The organism is Amycolatopsis sp. CB00013 (assembly GCF_001905755.1).
Taxonomy (GTDB): Bacteria; Actinomycetota; Actinomycetes; order Mycobacteriales; family Pseudonocardiaceae; genus Amycolatopsis; species Amycolatopsis japonica.
On the sequence record NZ_LIWC01000007.1, the window covers coordinates 75,750 to 92,471 of the forward strand.

The 16,722-nt window shown below is 68.4% G+C and carries 15 protein-coding genes; 9 read left to right on the plus strand and 6 right to left on the minus strand.

Going from position 1 to position 16,722, the window contains the following annotated elements:
• Positions 1-13: 13 nt before the first annotated feature.
• Together AMK34_RS37195 and AMK34_RS37200 are read right to left on the minus strand one after the other, a co-directional pair.
• Entirely contained in the window at positions 14-316 is a 303-nt protein-coding gene (locus AMK34_RS37195; RefSeq protein WP_005155348.1) for a hypothetical protein, read from the minus strand.
• A 21-nt stretch (positions 317-337) separates the two neighbouring features.
• Complete coding sequence (locus AMK34_RS37200; RefSeq protein ID WP_073848466.1) at positions 338-679, minus strand: WXG100 family type VII secretion target; 342 nt, start codon at positions 677-679, stop codon at positions 338-340.
• Positions 680-873: 194 nt separating this feature from the next.
• Here AMK34_RS37200 and AMK34_RS37205 point away from each other — a divergent pair, with 194 nt between their 5' ends.
• The gene (locus tag AMK34_RS37205) at positions 874-1,863 is read left to right on the plus strand and encodes a hypothetical protein (RefSeq protein ID WP_143202735.1); all 990 of its coding nucleotides are present in this window, start codon (positions 874-876) and stop codon (positions 1,861-1,863) included.
• Between the two features lie 61 nt (positions 1,864-1,924).
• On the opposite strand, the gene AMK34_RS37210 is transcribed toward AMK34_RS37205, so the two are convergent.
• Positions 1,925-2,623 carry a trypsin-like serine protease gene (locus tag AMK34_RS37210; RefSeq protein ID WP_038510256.1) on the minus strand — a complete coding sequence of 233 codons (699 nt, stop codon included), beginning with the start codon at positions 2,621-2,623 and terminating at the stop codon, positions 1,925-1,927.
• A 182-nt stretch (positions 2,624-2,805) separates the two neighbouring features.
• Between AMK34_RS37210 and cpt the strand changes: the two genes are divergently transcribed.
• Positions 2,806-3,333, plus strand: a complete 528-nt coding sequence (gene cpt, locus AMK34_RS37215) for a chloramphenicol phosphotransferase CPT (protein WP_073848467.1) — start codon at positions 2,806-2,808, stop codon at positions 3,331-3,333.
• Here the strand turns inward: cpt and AMK34_RS37220 are convergent.
• Complete coding sequence (locus AMK34_RS37220) at positions 3,320-3,736, minus strand: neocarzinostatin apoprotein domain-containing protein (protein WP_073848468.1); 417 nt, start codon at positions 3,734-3,736, stop codon at positions 3,320-3,322. The two genes, cpt and AMK34_RS37220, sit on opposite strands and share 14 nt — an antisense overlap.
• A 215-nt stretch (positions 3,737-3,951) precedes the next feature.
• Here AMK34_RS37220 and AMK34_RS37225 point away from each other — a divergent pair, with 215 nt between their 5' ends.
• The gene (locus AMK34_RS37225; protein ID WP_073848469.1) at positions 3,952-4,704 is read left to right on the plus strand and encodes a hypothetical protein; all 753 of its coding nucleotides are present in this window, start codon (positions 3,952-3,954) and stop codon (positions 4,702-4,704) included.
• Between the two features lie 419 nt (positions 4,705-5,123).
• Here the strand turns inward: AMK34_RS37225 and AMK34_RS37230 are convergent, their stop codons facing one another.
• Both AMK34_RS37230 and eccCa read right to left on the minus strand, forming a co-directional pair.
• Positions 5,124-6,161 carry an HNH endonuclease signature motif containing protein gene (locus AMK34_RS37230; RefSeq protein WP_241832966.1) on the minus strand — a complete coding sequence of 346 codons (1,038 nt, stop codon included), beginning with the start codon at positions 6,159-6,161 and terminating at the stop codon, positions 5,124-5,126.
• Between the two features lie 961 nt (positions 6,162-7,122).
• Complete coding sequence (gene eccCa, locus AMK34_RS37235; RefSeq protein ID WP_073848470.1) at positions 7,123-11,064, minus strand: type VII secretion protein EccCa; 3,942 nt, start codon at positions 11,062-11,064, stop codon at positions 7,123-7,125.
• Positions 11,065-11,216: 152 nt separating this feature from the next.
• On the opposite strand from eccCa, the gene AMK34_RS37240 reads away from it, so the two are divergent.
• From AMK34_RS37240 to eccD, 6 genes are read left to right on the plus strand one after another with little or no spacing between them, the layout of a single operon-like run.
• Positions 11,217-11,996, plus strand: a complete 780-nt coding sequence (locus AMK34_RS37240; RefSeq protein ID WP_037344800.1) for a WXG100 family type VII secretion target — start codon at positions 11,217-11,219, stop codon at positions 11,994-11,996.
• A 20-nt stretch (positions 11,997-12,016) separates the two neighbouring features.
• Positions 12,017-13,063, plus strand: a complete 1,047-nt coding sequence (locus AMK34_RS37245) for a hypothetical protein (protein WP_073848471.1) — start codon at positions 12,017-12,019, stop codon at positions 13,061-13,063.
• Between the two features lie 18 nt (positions 13,064-13,081).
• Entirely contained in the window at positions 13,082-14,431 is a 1,350-nt protein-coding gene (locus tag AMK34_RS37250) for a WXG100 family type VII secretion target (RefSeq protein WP_083650106.1), read from the plus strand.
• Between the two features lie 14 nt (positions 14,432-14,445).
• Positions 14,446-14,955 carry a hypothetical protein gene (locus AMK34_RS37255; protein ID WP_038522815.1) on the plus strand — a complete coding sequence of 170 codons (510 nt, stop codon included), beginning with the start codon at positions 14,446-14,448 and terminating at the stop codon, positions 14,953-14,955.
• Positions 14,952-15,281 (plus strand): YbaB/EbfC family nucleoid-associated protein, encoded by a 330-nt coding sequence (locus tag AMK34_RS37260; RefSeq protein WP_016336001.1) that lies wholly within the window; start codon positions 14,952-14,954, stop codon positions 15,279-15,281. Before AMK34_RS37255 ends, AMK34_RS37260 begins: the two co-directional genes overlap by 4 nt.
• Positions 15,278-16,654 carry a type VII secretion integral membrane protein EccD gene (gene eccD, locus AMK34_RS37265; protein ID WP_073848473.1) on the plus strand — a complete coding sequence of 459 codons (1,377 nt, stop codon included), beginning with the start codon at positions 15,278-15,280 and terminating at the stop codon, positions 16,652-16,654. Before AMK34_RS37260 ends, eccD begins: the two co-directional genes overlap by 4 nt.
• The last annotated feature ends 68 nt before the right edge of the window (positions 16,655-16,722 follow it).

A 16,722-nucleotide genomic window follows, 5' to 3' on the forward strand; every position in this document is an offset into this window, starting at 1 on the left:
CGACGGTTGGGGATCAGCCGGCGAACAGGCCCTGGTTGCGGTTCTCCAGGCTGTGCTGGAGATCGTGGGCGTCGCCGACCTTGCCACCGAACTGCGCGATGATCGCCACGATGTCCGCGGTGGCCTGGCGCAGGCGGGTTTCAGACGCACGGGCGGCCTCACCGGCGGAGCTGCCGGAGGCGTACCAGGTCTGGGTGATCGGCTGCAGGTTGGTGTGCAGCTGTTCGAGCTGTGAGGTGAGCGCCTTGGCCTTGGCGGCCAGCGAGGCCGAGCTGTGCTGCAGCGCGGCGAAGTTGATTTCGACGACGTCAGCCATGATTGGTGGTCCTCTCGCGGATCAGGGGTTCAGCCGGTGGATCACGGTCTGGTCGACGGTTCCGCTGACCCCGGTGAGGCTTTCCCGGACCTGCTCGTCACCCGAGTTGTAGTTCCGGTTGCTCTCGTGAACGAGGCGCGACATCGTGTTGAGCTCGTTCACGGCGATGGTCATCTTCTCCTGCAGGCGGCGCTGCAGGTCCCAGAACGCGACCGCCTGGTCACCCTTGTAGTTGTGCAGGGTCTGGGTCAGCTCGCTCTCCAGGCTGGCCATCGTGGTCTTGGCGTTCGACGCGGTTTCCTCGAACCCCTGGACGGCGCGCGCCATCGCAGCTGCGTCTGCCTGATATCCCGTACCGGTCATTGATGGGCCACCTCCTCTCATCTCGCTGGAAATCCCGGTGAGCACCAGGGGACGCCCTGTCTGCTCTTGTGAAGGACACGCTAGAAAAGAGGGGAGTGCGGTCAAACGGCACAACTGCCGGTCGCGGTGACGGCACTATTACCCACAGGTCGGCGGTAGGGCTTTCCCCACCCCCGATCAGGGGGAGTACTCCAGTGTCCGGATCGGAGCTTCCCGGCACGCTCGAATCCATGGTGGACAAGGGATCCAGGACAGTACTGCATCGCCCGCTGATGATCTTGGCGGCGGCGATGGCGGTGCTCGGCGTCATCGCGCTCGGGGGCCTGGTCTTCGACGATCGCAGCCTCGTCAACGCGCCCATTTGGCTCAAACCGCTCAAGTTCACGATTTCCGTGGGGCTCTACGCGGTCACACTGGCCTGGCTGATCGGGCAGCTGACCCGCGGCAAACGGCTCGGCTGGTGGCTCGGGACGGTGTTCGCGGTCGGCCTCGGCATGGACATGGCGCTGCTGTTCTGGCAGATCGCCGTCCGCGGGCGGACGCTGCACTTCAACCGGGAGACCCCGGTCGACCAGTGGATCAACAACATGGTCGCGAACGGCGCCTTCACCGGCTGGGCTGCGACGGCGGCCATCGCGATTCTCCTGCTGTTCCAACGTCTTCCCGACCGGGCGATGAACTCCGCGTTGCGCGCGGGTGCCGCGTTGTCGGTCGCCGGGATCGGGATCGCGCTGCTGATGTTCGGGCCGAACGAACAGCAAATGGCCCAGTTCCGCGCCGGCGAACGGCTGTCGGTCGTCGGCGCCCACGCGGTCGGCGTGCCCGACGGCGGACCGGGGCTGCCGGTGCTGGGGTGGAGCACGGTCGGAGGGGACATGCGGATCCCGCACTTCTTCGGCATCCACGCGATCCAGGTGCTGCCGTTGGTCGCTTTCGGGCTGCTCAAACTCGCCCGGCGGTATCCGGTGCTCGAATCGGAATTCGTGCGGCGGAACCTGGTGCGGACCGCCTCGGTGGGCTTCGCGGGATTGCTCGTGCTGCTCACCTGGCAGGCTCAGCGAGGACAGTCCATCGTGCACCCGGACTTCTGGACGCTGGTCGCCGGCACCGGGATCATCGCCGTCGTGGCGGCGGGTTCGGCGCTTTCGCTTCGGGCGAGGCGGCCGATGCACCAACTGGTCTGACGCTCAGTATGTCCACATTGGACCGGGGCCGTTCGCCGGCGAACGGCCCCAGCCGGTCGTCTCAGACTCCCGCGGTGGTGCGGATCCAGCTGCGGCTCGCCGCGACACTGGCGTAGTTCTGGGTGCCCTGCGGGTTCGTGCCGGAGTTGCTGCCGGTCGAGCAGACGCCGACCTGGACGCCGTTCGCGAGCTGCGGTCCGCCCGAGTCGCCGTGCCAGGCGGAACCGTTGATGCCGACGCTGGCGATGGCCTGGCCGCCGTACGCGTCGCTGCTGGTGCCGGTGATGCGGACGTTGGCCGTCTTCAGGACGCTCGAAGGCGGGTTGTTGCCCTGGGTGCGGCCCCAGCCGTAGATCTGGTTCGTGGTGCCGTTGGCCGGGTTCGCGGAGCCGAGCTTCATGTACGTCGTGCTGACCGCGGTCGTGAGGTGCAGCAGGGCGATGTCGCCGCTCGGGGCGGCCTTCTGCTGGTCGACGTCGGCCTCGGTGCCCTGGTTCAGGTTGACGTTGCCGACCTTGACGTGCATTCCGGGCTTGTTGAGGCAGTGCTTCGCGGTGAGGACCCACTGCGGCGCGATGATCGTGCCGGAGCAGTTGAAGCCGCCGAACGCGGTGGCGTCGTCCCAGTAGATCTGGGCGCCCCACGGCGCGGAGCTCACGGTGCCGCCGCCGATGATGTCCTGGCCCGCGTTCGCGGCGGGGGTGGCGGCAAGGGTCAGCGCCGCGGCGGCGCCCGCCACCGTTGCGACGATCTTGGACATACGCATGAATACGCCCTTCGGCCTGCGTCGGGGAAACCGTTTCGAGTCGAAACGGTTTCACCAAGTTAGGTCGCGGTAAGGGTTTTAGTAACCTACCGAAGTCGGTAACCGCCGTGAGGAATGTATTGGCGCGTCCGTTGTATCCGTTTTGCTGGAAAAGTGTTCGTCTTTAGGCTGTCGGAGTGACGACCAGGGTGATCGTGTTGAACGGCGGCTCCAGTTCCGGCAAATCGGGGATCGCCCGGTGCCTGCAAGCGGTGCTGCCGGATCCCTGGCTCACCCTCGGCGTGGACACCTTGATCGGCGCCATGCCCGCCGCGGTCGACGAGGGGATCGACTTCGCCGGGGACGGCGGGGTGAGCGTCGGATCCGGTTTCCGGCGGCTCGAGGATGCGTGGATGGCCGGTGTCGCGGCGATGGTGCGGGCGGGGGCCAGGGTCGTCATCGACGACGTTTTCCTGGGTGGCGCCGCGTCGCAGCAGCGGTGGCGCGACGCGTTGGACGGGCTCGAAGTGCTCTGGGTCGGCGTCCGGTGTGACGGTGCCGTGGCCGCCGGGCGGGAGACGGCGCGCGGGGACCGGGTCGCGGGAATGGCGGAGGCACAGGCCGGGATCGTGCACCGGGGCGTGGTCTACGACGTCGAGGTGGACACCGGAGTGAACGAGGCTCTGGCCTGTGCCAGGGTGATCGCCTCCGCTATTGGAAGGTGAGCTGCACCTTGACCAATTCGCCGCCCGTGGAGAAATCACTGCCGACGACCGAGCAACCCCCGCTCAAGGTCTTGCAATCGTAAGCGCGGTCGTCGAACGACATATGCCGGTAGACCGTGGCGGTGGTCGAGATGACGCCGTTGGCGTCCGCTGTCGGATATCCGATGACGTAACAGCTGCCGTCCTCGGTGGGGCATTCGAGCAGCAGGATCTGGCGGTTGGCGTCGAGGCCGCCGGCCGTGACGGTCACGGTCTGCTCGGCGGCGAGATTCGTCGACGGTGACACGGACATCGTCCAGGCTTGCGTCTGGGCCGTCGCCGTGCCGGACAGGCCGACGACGGCGATCGCCGCGGTGACCGCAGTGGTGACCGCGCTGGTGATTGCGCGCCTCGGAAGTTTCATAATTCCCCCTCGTGTCTGATTCGCTTTCCCAGCCTGCCGTCGTTATGCGAGAGGCGTCAACCCCTTCGATTCGTTATCACGCGCGTCACAATCGAGTGCGTCGGATTTCTGAGGCGGATGACAAGCGCCCGGGTATGGATTGCCTTGCGCGAACGGCTCCGAGTACGGTTCGGTTCGCTACCTCGATTCCGTTGGCTGTGAAGGATTTGAGCCCTATGACTCTGGCGAATCGACGCGCCTTCCGGCTGCTCACGGCCGGCGTGGTGCTCTCGCTGGGAGCCTTTTCGCTGAGCTCGGCTTCCGCCGCCCAGGGCGAGGTCGACGCTCCGCGTGCGGACGCGCCCACCATGGCCGCGGGGTTGAAGGCGTCATATTTCGTGCGGAATACCGTGTCGCGCATTGCGAAGCTGGGCTCTCAACTGGCTACCGGTGAGGGACGTTTCGATGGCACTGTAGACTCGGTGAAAGAAACCCTGACGGGTTCGATCACTCTGCCGCCCACTGTGAACGCGTATTTCGTGGCTTTTCGCTTCATGCCGGTGACGAGCACTGTCAGCCTGGTTTCCGAGGGCGACCAACACGGGGTATTGGTGAAGAACCCCGGCGACGCGGGTGTGGTGGCTCCCCGGCTTTTCCCGGACGGCAAGAAGTACCTGTCGGTGATCATCGACCTGACGCTCAGCCTCGGCCTTCGCCTGAGCGACACCAAGGTCGATGGCAAGGTGCTCGATCTGGGGCCTAATTGCAAAACGGCGGCTCCGCTGACGATCAAGGTCAAGGGGCTGACCGGGCTGCAGGACACGGCGCCGCCGACAGTGCTCACGAGCAGCTTCGAGATCCCGCCGTTCTCGGGGTGTGGGGTGCGGGAGGATCTGGACAAGCTGCTGACCGGCATGATCTCCGGGCCTGGCAACGAGATGAGCACCACGATCGCGGTGCGTTGTATCAGTACTTGTCCTGAGGGGTAGTTGTTCGTCGGGGTCGTGGCTGAGGCGCTGTTTCTTTGTGGTTGGTTTGTTGATGGACAAGGGTTTTGTTCGTGGGAGCGTGAGTCGGCCGATGGTCTCGGGCGGCTTGGCGCGTGGTCGCCGAGTCTCGGATCGGTGGTAGGTCTGGGCTCTTGTCGTGGTAAGACGAGGGCTCGGGACGCGGTCGTTCCGGGCCTTGCCCACGACGAAGGGCGTGTCGGTGTTGCCGCCCGGTATGTAGCTGAGTAGCCGTCAAGGTGCTGTGCCGCATGGCTTGCAGCCGGGCAGGCCGCATGGGTGCCGGTGTCACCGGCCGACATGCTCCCGGAGTGGCGCCGCACAGCTGCCAGGCCGGATTTGGGCTCGCCGGTGTCGCCGCCCGGAGTGTGTCCGGGTGGCCCCGAGTGTGTCTGCGCCGGTTAGAAGGGCGGGGTTTCGTCCTCCGGTTCCGGACGTGGATCGTGGAGTGGTTCAGGTGTCGCGCTGTAGCGGCGGCCGGTGGGGGTGGTGATGGTCATGCTGCCGTTGCCGGTGGGTTCTGCGGTCCAGCCGGGTTCTTCTTTGAGCATGTTGTGGATTTTGCAGGCGGCGTGGCAGTTGTGGTGGTCGGTGTCGCCGTTCCGCGCCCAGGTGGTGATGTGGTCGATCTCAGAGAATTCGGCGGGGCGGTGGCAGCCGGGGTGGGTGCATTCGCGGTCCCGCGCCTTGATCAGACGAGCGAGTGAGGCCGGGGGCCGGTAGGTGCCGGGGCTGGCTTCGAGGAGCTGTCCGGTGGTGGGGTCGGTGATCAGCCGGGACCAGGTCGAGCCGGGGGCGGCGGCGATCTCGCGGGTGAGCCAGCCGGGGATGGGTCCGTAACCGGCCAGTGTCGCGGGGTCCTCCCGCGCACCGGTCAAGGTCAACAGGTCGACATAGACGTGGACGTGCGCGCGGGGTGTGCCGTGGCCGTCCTCGGCGAGGAGTCGTTCGGCGAAGATGTCCGCACGGTGCTGATCGAGAGTGCGGGTCTTGTCGGTTTGGCGGCGGGTTTGGGCGGCGCGGGCCAATGAGGCGTAGATCGAGCCGGCCACTTCGGAAGGCAAGAAACCGCTGAGGGTGGACATGGTGTCGTCCTCGTGTTTTAACGAGACATGTCGCGACGCGCGCTTTCTCGCGGCCCGTACCCGATAGCCGTCGGGGTCGAACTTCTGCACGGCGTAACTCACCGATTTGCCGATCGCTCCGGGATCTCGCTCGGCGAGCCGTCCGGCCATGAAATCGTCCACCAGGGCGGCGACCTCATCGGAGACCTCGCGGGTCAGCCGGCAGACCTTCGACGCCTTGTGCAGATCGATGTCGCCCAGTTCCAGTGCCCGCAACGTGTTCGGCAACCGGCGAACCAGCGCGCACGAGGTTTCGACCAGCAGGAAAGCGTGATTGCGAGAGACCGAGAAGGCCAGAGCGACCTCCTCGGTCACCGATCTTCGCGATCCACCCACCGCGGCGAATCCGGCTAACGAACGCACCTGCCGGCCTTGTGCGCGGCGAAGCACGATCTCCTCGTCGTGGGCGGCATCGAGAAACTGAGCGGCTTTCGGATTGAAAGCAAGTGATTGGGTCATGACCAAGATCATACTCGAACATGAGTTCGACCGCCACTGACTCCGCGAGCCGGCTTCCGGGTGTGTCGAATCAACTCACTTAAACCCGACTACGCATCCCTAAACCCCTAGCAAAAGCAGGCAACCGCCAGTCCGGAGCGGCAAGCTCAGGCCGCCGGAAAGCCTCAAAGTCCATGCCCCGCATGGTGTTCAGAAGCTCCGCGCAATGCCGCTGATCGACGAGCTCCCCCTGTCCGGTCGTGACAGCGAGGTCGCCACCGTGGACGACGAATTCGGTGAGATGGTTGAGCGCGGTCAAATGTCCGGGTACGCGACCGAATCCTAAGTGGACGGTGGTGTGCAACGCGCCCGACAGTTCCCCGGCGAAGACCCGCATGCCGTCCACGAGGTGGTTGAGCTCGAAGCGGTTGTCCCAGCCGGAACAAGTGACGGTGCCGGCAATCGGTCGGCGTGAATGCCCTCGACGATGGCGGCGGTGACGTCGATGGCACTGTCGATAAGGTCGAACACGGCTACGGCATGTTCACCGTCAGAAACGTGACCGCGTGGCGGTCGCGAGCATCTACCGCCGTTGGGGCACTCTCGAAGACCTGACCGCCCACGCGGCCTTGACCTGGCTCACCACGAACCCACCGATCCCGGGCACCGGCAGTTTGGACGACGACCTACCGGCTCCTCGCCGAACGCGGCCGACAACTCCAGACGATGCTCGACCGCGCACGCGCCGGGGGCGAACACCCACCCGACGCCCTCGATGTGCTCGATCACATCCTGGCGCTCCTCGGCTCCGGCCCGCTCAAGCCGGACTGAGCGGCGCTCAGTCCTCCACCGGCTTCGTCCACGCCACCTGCACCAGCCCGGTCCCATGCCGCCGCGAGACCAGCACACCACGCCCGGCGGGCTGCGGTCCCGGCTTCACGTCGCCGAGCAGGGCCCCTTCGTCCCGCGAGCCGGACATCACGAGGCCGGGCGAACCCAGCTCCCGGATCCGTTGCAGCACGGGTTCGAACAGGGACCGTCCGGCGCCGCCACTGCCGCGCGCGATGACGAGGTGGAGGCCGATGTCCCGTGCCTGCGGCAGGAATTCCAGCAGCGGCTGCAACGGGTTCCGGCCGACGGTCGCGACCATCTCGTAGTCGTCGACGAGCACGAACAGCTCCGGACCGCGCCACCAGGACCGGTTCCGCAACTGCTCCGGCGTGACGTCCGCGCCGGGCAGCCGGTTCCGCATCGCCTGCTGGCACTGCTCGATCAGCCCGCTCAGCACGGTTTCCGAACCCGCGTAGCCGAGCAGATGCGAATCCGGTACCGCGCCCAGCATCCCGCGCCGGTAGTCGGCGACCACGATCGCCGCTTCCTCCGGGGAGTACTTCGACACGATGCCCTGCGCGATCGCGCGCAGGAGCGAACTCTTGCCGGATTCCACGTCGCCGAAGGCCACGAAATGCGGTTCGGTGGCGAAGTCGAGATGCACCGGCCGCAGATTCGATTCCGCGATGCCGAGCGTGACCTGCTTGCGCGGTCCGTCTTCCAGCGAGTCCAGCGGGACCTCGGCGGGCAGCAGCCGGACCTGCGGCGCCGCCGCGCGATTCCAGGCCGCCGAAATCCGGCGGTTCAGATCCAGCCCACCGGCGCCGACGGTGTCCGGCCGCTGGTCCGAGTCGATCCGCGGGAGCGCCGCGAGGAAGTGCAGCTTGTCCGCGGTCAACCCGCGCCCCGGCCGGTCCGCCGGGACGTTCTGCGCGATCTTGCGGTCGATCAGCGAGTCCGCCGGTTCACCGAGCCGCAGTTCGAACTTGGTGCCGATCGCGTCCCGCAACGGCGCCCGCATGCCCATCCACTGGTTGATCGAGACGACGACGTGGATGCCGAAACCGAGCCCGCGTGACGCGAGGCTGGTGATCTGCTCCTCCAGCTGCTCGTATTCCTGGCGGATCGTGGTCCAGTTGTCCACGAACAGGAAGACGTCGCCGAACTCGCGGCCTTCCGTACTCTCCCGGAACTCCGAGCGCCGCTGGCGGAACGTCGTGATCGACTCGATCCCGTTGGCGGAGAAGAACTCCTCGCGCTGTTCGAGCAGGGTCGTCAGCTCCGCCACCACCCGGCGGCACCGCTGGGCGTCGCGCCGCGTCGCGTAGCCGGACACGTGGGGCAGCCCGGCGATCGGTGCCAGCGCGCCACCACCCATGTCCAGCACGAACAACTGGACCTCTTCCGGTGTGTGGGTCAGCGCGAGCATCGCGGCGATGTCGCGCATCAGCGTGCTCTTGCCGCTCTGCGGCGCCCCGACGATCAGCGCGTGCCCGGCGGCGCCGGCGAAATCGGCCCACAGCATGTCGCGCCGCTGCTCGAAGGGCTTGTCCACCAACGCGACCGGGATCATCAGCTTGCCGTTGCCGCCCCAGCCCAGCGGGCACAGGCCGCGTTCGGGGTCTTCACCGAGCGGCGGCAGCAGCTGGTCCAGGGTGGGCGGTTCGGCCAGCGGCGGAAGCCAGATCTGGTGCGCCTCCGGGCCTTTGCCTTCGATCCGCGAGATCATCGCGCCGATGATCGTCTCGCCGGTGCCCTTTTCGACCGGTTCCTCGGCTTCGACGGTCACCGGGATCTCGACCGGTGCCAGCGTGAACGGCATCAGGCCGAGACTCCGGCCGTCCTTGCGCACGATCTTGCTGCGCGGCGGCAGTTCCCCCGAGACGTACGCGGCCTTGAGCCGGATGAGGGTGTCGTTGTCGGATTTCAGATACGCCGAACCCGGCACGGGCGGCAGCTGGTAGGCGTCCGCGACGCCGAGCACCGCGCGGCTCTCCGACGCGGAGAAGGTCCGCAGGCCGATCCGGTACGACAGATGCGAATCGAGCCCGCGCAGCCGTCCTTCCTCCAGGCGCTGCGAGGCCAGCAGCAGATGGATCCCGAGGCTCCGGCCCAGCCGCCCGATCGCGACGAACAGGTCGATGAACTCCGGCCGCGACGACAGCAGCTCGCTGAATTCGTCGATGATCACCAGCAGCGACGGCAGCGGCCGCAGGTTGACACCCGATTCCCTGGCCTTTTCGTAGTCCCGCACCGACGCGTAGTTCCCGGCGGCGTGCAGGAGCTCCTGACGCCGCAACAGTTCGCCGTTCAGCGCGTCCGCCATGCGGTCGACCAGCGCGAGGTCGTCGGACAGGTTGGTGATGACGGCGCAGGTGTGCGGCAGCCCGGTCATCCCCGCGAACGTCGCGCCGCCCTTGAAGTCGATCAGCGCGAGGTTGAGCTTCTCCGAAGAATGCGTGACGGCGAGCGCGGTGACCAGCGTCCGCAGCAGCTCGCTCTTGCCGGATCCGGTCGCGCCGATGACGAGGCCGTGCGGACCCATGCCGCCTTCCGCCGACTCCTTGAGGTCGAGGTCGACGGGCCTGCCTTCGGGATTGACGCCCAACGGGATCCGCAGCCGGTCCCGCGCCGAACGCGGTGCCCAGGTGACCGCGGTGTCGGTGTCGCGCGGATCGCCGATGCCGAGCAGCCCCGCCAGCCCGAACGTCGCCGACATCGGTGCCTCGCTGACCACGGCCGCCCCCTGGAACAGCGGCGTCAGCATCCGGGACAGCGCCTCGGCGGCTCCGCGGTCCAAGGTGTCCGGCTTGCCGAGGAACCCGAGCCGCTGCTCCGTCCCGTCGCCGACGACCATGCCGAGCTGTTCGGGACTCATGTGCAGGCTCAGCAGCCGTTCCGACGAGACCGAACGCGGCTGCTCGGTGCCGATCTCCACCACGGTGACGCCGAGCCTGCCTTCTTCGGCGACGAGCCGGGTATCGCCGTGGACGTGCCCGCCGTCGACGATCACGACGACATGCGGCAGGTCCAGCCGGGCGTCCGGCCGCCGGGTGAACGCGGGCCGGTCGGCGAGGTCGGGGCCGAGGAGATCGGCGAGCTTCCCGGAGTCCGCGTCGACGAGCCGTCGCGGGCCGGCGGCGTCGGCCGCGGTCGAGGCGACATGCGGCAGCCACTTCGCCCATTCCCAGTCGTGCAGCCTGTCGTCCTTGACGCACAACGCGATCCGCAGGTCACCGGGCGAGTGGAAGGTCGCGAGCTGGGTCAGCAGCGCCCGCGCCGTGCCGAGGGTGTCCGGACGGCGGCCGGACAGGCTGACCTGCGCGAACGACCGCAGCGAGATCGCGACCGGGAGCCCGTCCACCGTCGAGTACGTGCGGATGAAGTGCTTGAGGTTCGTCGAGCACACCGGGTCGAGGTCTTCCAGCGGCACGGTCTGCGGCGCCTTCAACGGTGTCGCCAGCCGCTGCGGCCCCGTCCCGACGCGCACCTGCCCGAACTGCGGATCGGATTTGCGGCGATCCCACAGCTTCCCCGTCTCGATGTACGCCCACAGATCCGCCGGGTCGGGCTGCAACGCGGCCATCGCCGCCCGCTGGTTGTCCGCGATCTCGCGGACCTGGCCGCGCAAACCGGTCAGATACCGCTGGTAGTCCCGGCGTTCCTCGTTGATCTGCGCCTTCTTCTGCGCGCCGCCGCGGCCGAGCGACATCACCACCATGCCCACCATCGCGGTGAGGAACAACGCGCCGAAGATGTAGGTCATCACCCCGCCGTCGCGTCCGATGTAGACGAACGACATGGCGCCCATGCCCAGCATCATCGGCATGAACATCAGCAGCTGCATGGCTCCGCCGGAGGAGCCCTTCGGCAGCATCGGCGGGGACTGCAGGACGATCTCACCGGGCTGCTCGCCCAGGGCCGGCAGGCGGTCGCGAGTGGCGCTCATCAGGGTCTTTCTGGCCGCTTGTGGGTAATCCTGCCGATCATTCTGGCCACTCGTGCCGCCCTTGCGGTGGGTACTTTTGCCGTCCGCTCACGTCTGGTGGCGAACTTACGCTGCTGGTCACGCAGACGTGGGGGAACGAGAGAAGGAGAGCCATGGTCGGCACGGGCGAGTACCGGGCGGAGCCCGAGGCCATGCGCTCGGCGGTCGGGAACCTGGGCGGCATCATCATGCAGGGCATCAACGTCGTCGCCGACCTCGAACGCACCGTCCTGCAGCCGATGTCGTTCGCCACGTTCGGCAGCGCGGTGGCGGCGGCCAACACGGCGATGCAGAGCCAGCAGGTGGTCGCGGTCCGCACCCTGCTCCAGCTGCTGCAGCAGATCAACGGCTTCATCAAGAGCAGCGCCGACGCGTACCAGGCCGCCGACGAGGCGGTCGCGGGCGGATACGGCGGCCGCCCCGGCGGCGGTGCCGGATCGACGTCTTCGTCGATCTGGGGGAACTCGCACGCCTCCGAGCTGGCGACACTGGCCATCAACGACAGCGCCGGCGCCAACGGCGAGCCGTCTTCGGTCGGCAACGTGCTGCGCTACCTGGAGGACGCGCGGCTGGGACAGCTCGGCGACCACCCGATCACCGACACGCGGTTCCACGGCGTCTCGGACTTCAACGACTGGCTGGCCGGTGACGCCGACAACCAGGCGCGGGTCGGGGTCATCGAGGTTTACGCGGGTACGGCTCGCAACTTCGGCGACGTGCCGGGCGGTGTGCACAGCGGCGACGTCGTCGTGGTCGAACCGCTCCTGTTCTCCGACAGCAAGCCGATCATCGCCATCGCCGGAGAGGGCGGGCTGCTCTACAACCACGGACTCGTCGAAGCGGACATCAACGGCCTGGCGAAGGTCAGCGTCTACCGCCCGGCTTCCGTCTGACTTCCGGCCTGAGGAGCGACATGCTGACTTACCCCAATTCCAGCGCGATGGACGCCACGGCGTCCTCGGGCGGGCCGATCACCATCCTGCCGCAGATCCTCACCGGCCAGCCGGAGCAGATCGCGAAGCACGTGCTCGAGGTGCTCAAGAAGGCCAACGAGTTCCTCACCATGTACAACGAGGTGACGAAGGCCGCCGAGCAGCTGGGCAAGATCTGGTCCGGCGGCGCGTCGGACTCCGCGCTGAAGAAGATCACCGATTCCCTGAACTCGCTGACCAAGATCATCCAGGTCGTGCAGAAGGGTGCCGAGCTGCTCGGCATCGCCGGGACGCTGATCAAGACCGCGCAGACCGCGTACAAGGCGGTGGTCTCGGCGGTGAACCCGACGGTCGCGGGCCTGATGTCGAATCCGTGGACCTACGGCGCCGCGGTCGCGCTTTCCACCGCCACCAGTGCTTCGCTGCGCGCGTTCATCACCGCGATCGGCGCGCTGCTGAAAGCGCTCGGCGTGGTCGACCTCGCCAACCAGATCACCCAGATCGCCACCATCATCGGCGAGGTCCAGAAACTGTTCGGACACAACGACGCCGGTGACAACGGCGCGGCGGGCAACTCGGCGGTCTCCGGCACCCCGGTCACCAACCCGCAGGCGCCGGGTTCGGTCGCCAGCGGTTCGGGGCAGGCCGCGATCGGTGGTTCCGGTGGCGGCGCGGGCGGTGGTTCGACGCCGGGCGAGACGCCGCCGTTCACCCAGTACCGGCCGCCGGCGTTGGGCGGCAACGGATCCCAGGGCAACTGGCCGGGTGGCGCCGACGCCTGGATCCCGGTGGACAGACCCTCGGGCGGCGGCGCGGGTTCGCCGGGCTCGTTCCCGGGAGCGGGCGCGGGTGCGGGCTCGGGGAACACCGTCACCATCACCACCGACCTGAGCACCGGCAAGTCCACCGTGCAGGCGCCGGGTGGTCAGGACATCGATATCGACATCGACATGAACTACGGCGGCAAGCATTTCGAGCAGCACATCGACATCGACGCAGGCGCGGATTCACCGGCGAAGGGCAGGTAAACCGTGTGGGGGAGCGGTGTGGTCGACGCTTCGGGCGTCGTCAGCTCGATCCTGTCGAATTACCGGCGGCTCGTGGTCGAGTACCAGCGGCGGGTCACCGGTGACCCTTCGGCGCTGACCGCGGCCGGTCAGCGGTGCGGCGACCGGGCGTCGACGGTTTCCGGCCGGGCGGACGAGATCGGCAAGGCGTCGAAGGCGCTCAACGCGTCTTGGGAAGGCGACGCCTACACGGCGTTTTCCGTCTCCGCCACGAAACTGTGCCAGGAACTCGGCGAGCTCGGCGCGAAACTGAGCGACCAGTCGAACCGGCTGCGGGCGGGAGCGCAGGCGCTGCAGGGCGCGAAGTCCTGTGTGGACTCGATCCTCGCGCAGTTCGACCAGTACGCCGCGCAGCTCACCAGCCAGGCGCGGACGGCGAACGCGAACGCGGTCAACGCGTTCATCTCCGCCGCCCGCCAGCTCGGTGAACGCGCCGCGCAGGCGGCGCAGGAGATCGCCGACGAGCTGAGCGAGGAACTCGCGCGGCTGTTCCCGCCGGAGGGCACCGGCCGGATCGAGCACGAGCTCGGCAAAAGGGGCCGCGGCCCGTTGTACTGGCTCAACGGCGAAGCGCTCGACGGCCGCAAGCGCCCGCGTTCGCATCCTTCGTGGTTCGGCAATTCCGGCTGGAAGAAGCTCACCTGGGACGGCCTCGAAGGCACGCGCGCCCCGCGGGCGGGCGACACCCCGTTCGGCAGGCCGAAGCCGGAGAGCCTGGGCGAAAAGGCCTGGGGCAACACCGAGATCACCTACGCCAAGTGGAAGCAGGAGCAGGACGGCTTCACCCCGGGGTGGGACGCCAAGATCTCCACGCAGGGCTGGGACTTCAAGGCGTCCGGGCACGCCGAATTGGCCGCCTTCAAGGAAGAACTCGAAGGCAAGAAGGAATGGGGCGTCGCTTCGGCCAGTGCCAAGGGGACCGCGTTCGTCGGCGGTGAGGTGAACGGATCGCTGCAGGCGGGCGCGCACGGGGTCGGCGTGCACGCCAACGCCTTCGTGGGCGGCAAGATCGAAGGCGAGCTCGCGGCGGACGTGGCGGGCGTGGGCGTCGGTGCGAGCGGCACCCTCCAATATGGACTCGGCGCGCAGCTCGACGGCCAGGCCGTCTACGACGCCGGGCATATCAAGGTCAACTTCAAGGCGGGTGTCGCGCTCGGGCTCGGTGCCGGGATCGGCGCGAAGATCGACATCGACCTGCCGAAGATCGCGGACACCTTCGGCGAGTACGGCGGCGCTGCCGTCGACGCGGTGAGCGGTGCGGCCGGCCAGGCGGCCGACGCCGTCGGCGAGGCATGGGACGACGCGATCTCCTACGTGGGCACGTGGTGACGGGGATGAACGACATGGCGACACAGGACCGGGTCTCCCTTCCGCTCGGCTTCGACATCCCCGACGGCTGGGTGCCGGTCGAGCCGTCGTCCGTGGGTGCCGAGGGCGCCGTCTTCGTGGCGGTGCATCGCGGGACCGCGTCGGAGTTCACCCCGAACATCACCCTGAGCGTCGGGCAACGCCCGGACCAGGCGCAGATCACCGACATCGCCGACGAGGCCGTCGAACGCCTCGGCCGGTCCATGGCCGCGCTCGAAGTGGTGCGGCGCAAGGTGATCGGCACCGGCATCGCGCCGGGTGTGACGCAGGTGCTGCGTATCCGCACCGGCGAAGGACAGGACCTCGTCCAGACGCAGGTGCAGCTGACCGTGCCGGGGGCGAGCCCGGCCGAGCGGCTGATCCTCGAGATCGCCTGCACCGCGACCCCCGAGGCGGCCCGCGGCCTCGGCGACGACTTCCGGCGGTTCGTGGGCAGTGTCCACGTCCGGCGGGATACCACCGCAGATGAAGGAGAAGACTCGTGACCACCGACCCCTACGCCATGCCGGACATGGACGAGTTGCTGGACCAGGTCCGCAAGCAGACCGAAGAGGTGCAGCGCATCCAGCGTTCGGTCGAGGCGATGGAGGTCAAGGCGCACTCCCGGCAGAACGAGGTCACCGTCGTGCTGCGCGGGGACGGCCGGTTCACCTCGATCGACATCGACCCGCGCGCGGTGCGTCAGTACGACGCGCGCAACCTCTCGGAGATCGTGCTGGAGGCGGTCAACAACGGGCTGCAGAAGCTGGCCGAGGCCAGCAGCGCGAAGTTCGCCCCGGTCATCGAGTCCGCCAAGTCGATCGAAGCATGACGGCCGCGATCGCGGGCTCCACCCGGCGCGTCACGGTGGTGACACCGCGGGCGCGCGTCGATGTGGCGCTGCCGCAACAGAGCACGTTCGCCGAACTCGTCCCGCAACTCGTGCGGCTCGCGGGTGCCTCGGGGCAGGCGTCGGCCGAACATCCCGGCTGGGTGCTGTCCCGCCTCGGCGGCGCGCCGCTCGCGCTCGGGCTCACCGTGGCCGCCGCACAGGTGCGCGACGGCGAAGTACTCCATCTGACCCCGCGGGAACGCCCGCGGGGTCCGCTGCTGTTCGACGACGTCGTCGACTCGATCGCCAGCGTCGCCGAGGCGGGCACCGGCCGCTGGGGACCGTCGGTGGCGCGCAAGGCGGGCATCGTCGCGTCCGTGGTGCTGCTGCTCGCCGGTGGGCTGCTGGTGCAGGCGGCGGCGTCCGGGAGTGTGCTCGCGCCGATCGGGACCGGGCTGCTCGCGCTGGTCCTGGTGCTGGGCGGCGGCGCGCTGAGCCGCGCGTACGGCGACGCGGAGGCCGGTGCCGCCGGTGCCCTCGCCGGGGTCGGCGCGGCCCTGCTGGCCGGGATGTCGATCCTGTCGCCGCATCCGCTGTTCTCCCTGTCGGCGGGACCGCTGGCCGCCGGGCTCGCGGTGGTGACCGTGTACGGCGTGATCGCGGCCGTTTCGGTGGCGGATCGGTTGCCGTGGTTCGTCGCGGTGACCGTCGCGGCCGGACTCGGCGCGATCACCACCGCCGTCGTCCTGCTGGCCGACGTCCGCCCGGTTTCGGCGGCCGCCGTGGTCGCCGTCGTGGCGACGGCACTGGCCGCGGTGGCGCCGATGATGGCGCTGCGGCTCGGCAGGCTGCCGCTGCCGCGGGTGCCGGACGACATGGACTCGTTCCGCGCCGACGAGAACCCTTCGCTCGGCGAGGACATGGTCGGCGGGACGACGTACGCGCAGGCGTTGCTGACCGGGCTGCTCGTCGCGCTCGGGCTCGTCGTGGTCTCGGCGTCGGTGGTCCTGTCGTCGTCCGGCGGGGCCTGGGAAGCGGGGCTGTGCGCGCTGCTGGGCCTGGCGCTGATGCTGCGCTCGCGCGCGTTCGCCGGCCGTTCGCAGCGGCTCGTGCTCGTCGGTTTCGGCGCGGCGGCCTTGGCAGCGGCCGGTTTCTGGCTCGCCGCGGGTGGTCCGCGCTCGTTCGTCTTCGCCGCCGGCTGTGCCGTCGTCGTCGCGGCGGGCGTCTGTCTCACCTACGCGACGCGTGTCGCGAAGGGACGGCGTTCCCCTTACTGGGCAAGGACTCTCGATATCGTCGAGTTCCTGGTGCTGCTCTCGCTGATCCCGTTCGTCGGCATGATCGCGGGCGTCTACGAGGCCGTGCGAGGCTGATCCCTCTTCCCGCATTTCGTCCTCTGAATGCGGTCGTTGCGCGACGCAACGACCGCATTCAGAGGACG

What these genes read in the sequence shown, in the direction of transcription:
- AMK34_RS37195 (WP_005155348.1), bottom strand. Translation starts at nt 316, where the DNA reads ATGGCTGACGTCGTCGAAATCAACTTCGCCGCGCTGCAGCACAGCTCG.
- AMK34_RS37200 (WP_073848466.1), bottom strand. Translation starts at nt 679, where the DNA reads ATGACCGGTACGGGATATCAGGCAGACGCAGCTGCGATGGCGCGCGCC.
- AMK34_RS37210 (WP_038510256.1), bottom strand. Translation starts at nt 2,623, where the DNA reads ATGTCCAAGATCGTCGCAACGGTGGCGGGCGCCGCCGCGGCGCTGACC.
- AMK34_RS37220 (WP_073848468.1), bottom strand. Translation starts at nt 3,736, where the DNA reads ATGAAACTTCCGAGGCGCGCAATCACCAGCGCGGTCACCACTGCGGTC.
- AMK34_RS37225 (WP_073848469.1), top strand. Translation starts at nt 3,952, where the DNA reads ATGACTCTGGCGAATCGACGCGCCTTCCGGCTGCTCACGGCCGGCGTG.
- eccCa (WP_073848470.1), bottom strand. Translation starts at nt 11,064, where the DNA reads ATGAGCGCCACTCGCGACCGCCTGCCGGCCCTGGGCGAGCAGCCCGGT.
- AMK34_RS37240 (WP_037344800.1), top strand. Translation starts at nt 11,217, where the DNA reads ATGGTCGGCACGGGCGAGTACCGGGCGGAGCCCGAGGCCATGCGCTCG.
- AMK34_RS37245 (WP_073848471.1), top strand. Translation starts at nt 12,017, where the DNA reads ATGCTGACTTACCCCAATTCCAGCGCGATGGACGCCACGGCGTCCTCG.
- AMK34_RS37255 (WP_038522815.1), top strand. Translation starts at nt 14,446, where the DNA reads ATGGCGACACAGGACCGGGTCTCCCTTCCGCTCGGCTTCGACATCCCC.
- eccD (WP_073848473.1), top strand. Translation starts at nt 15,278, where the DNA reads ATGACGGCCGCGATCGCGGGCTCCACCCGGCGCGTCACGGTGGTGACA.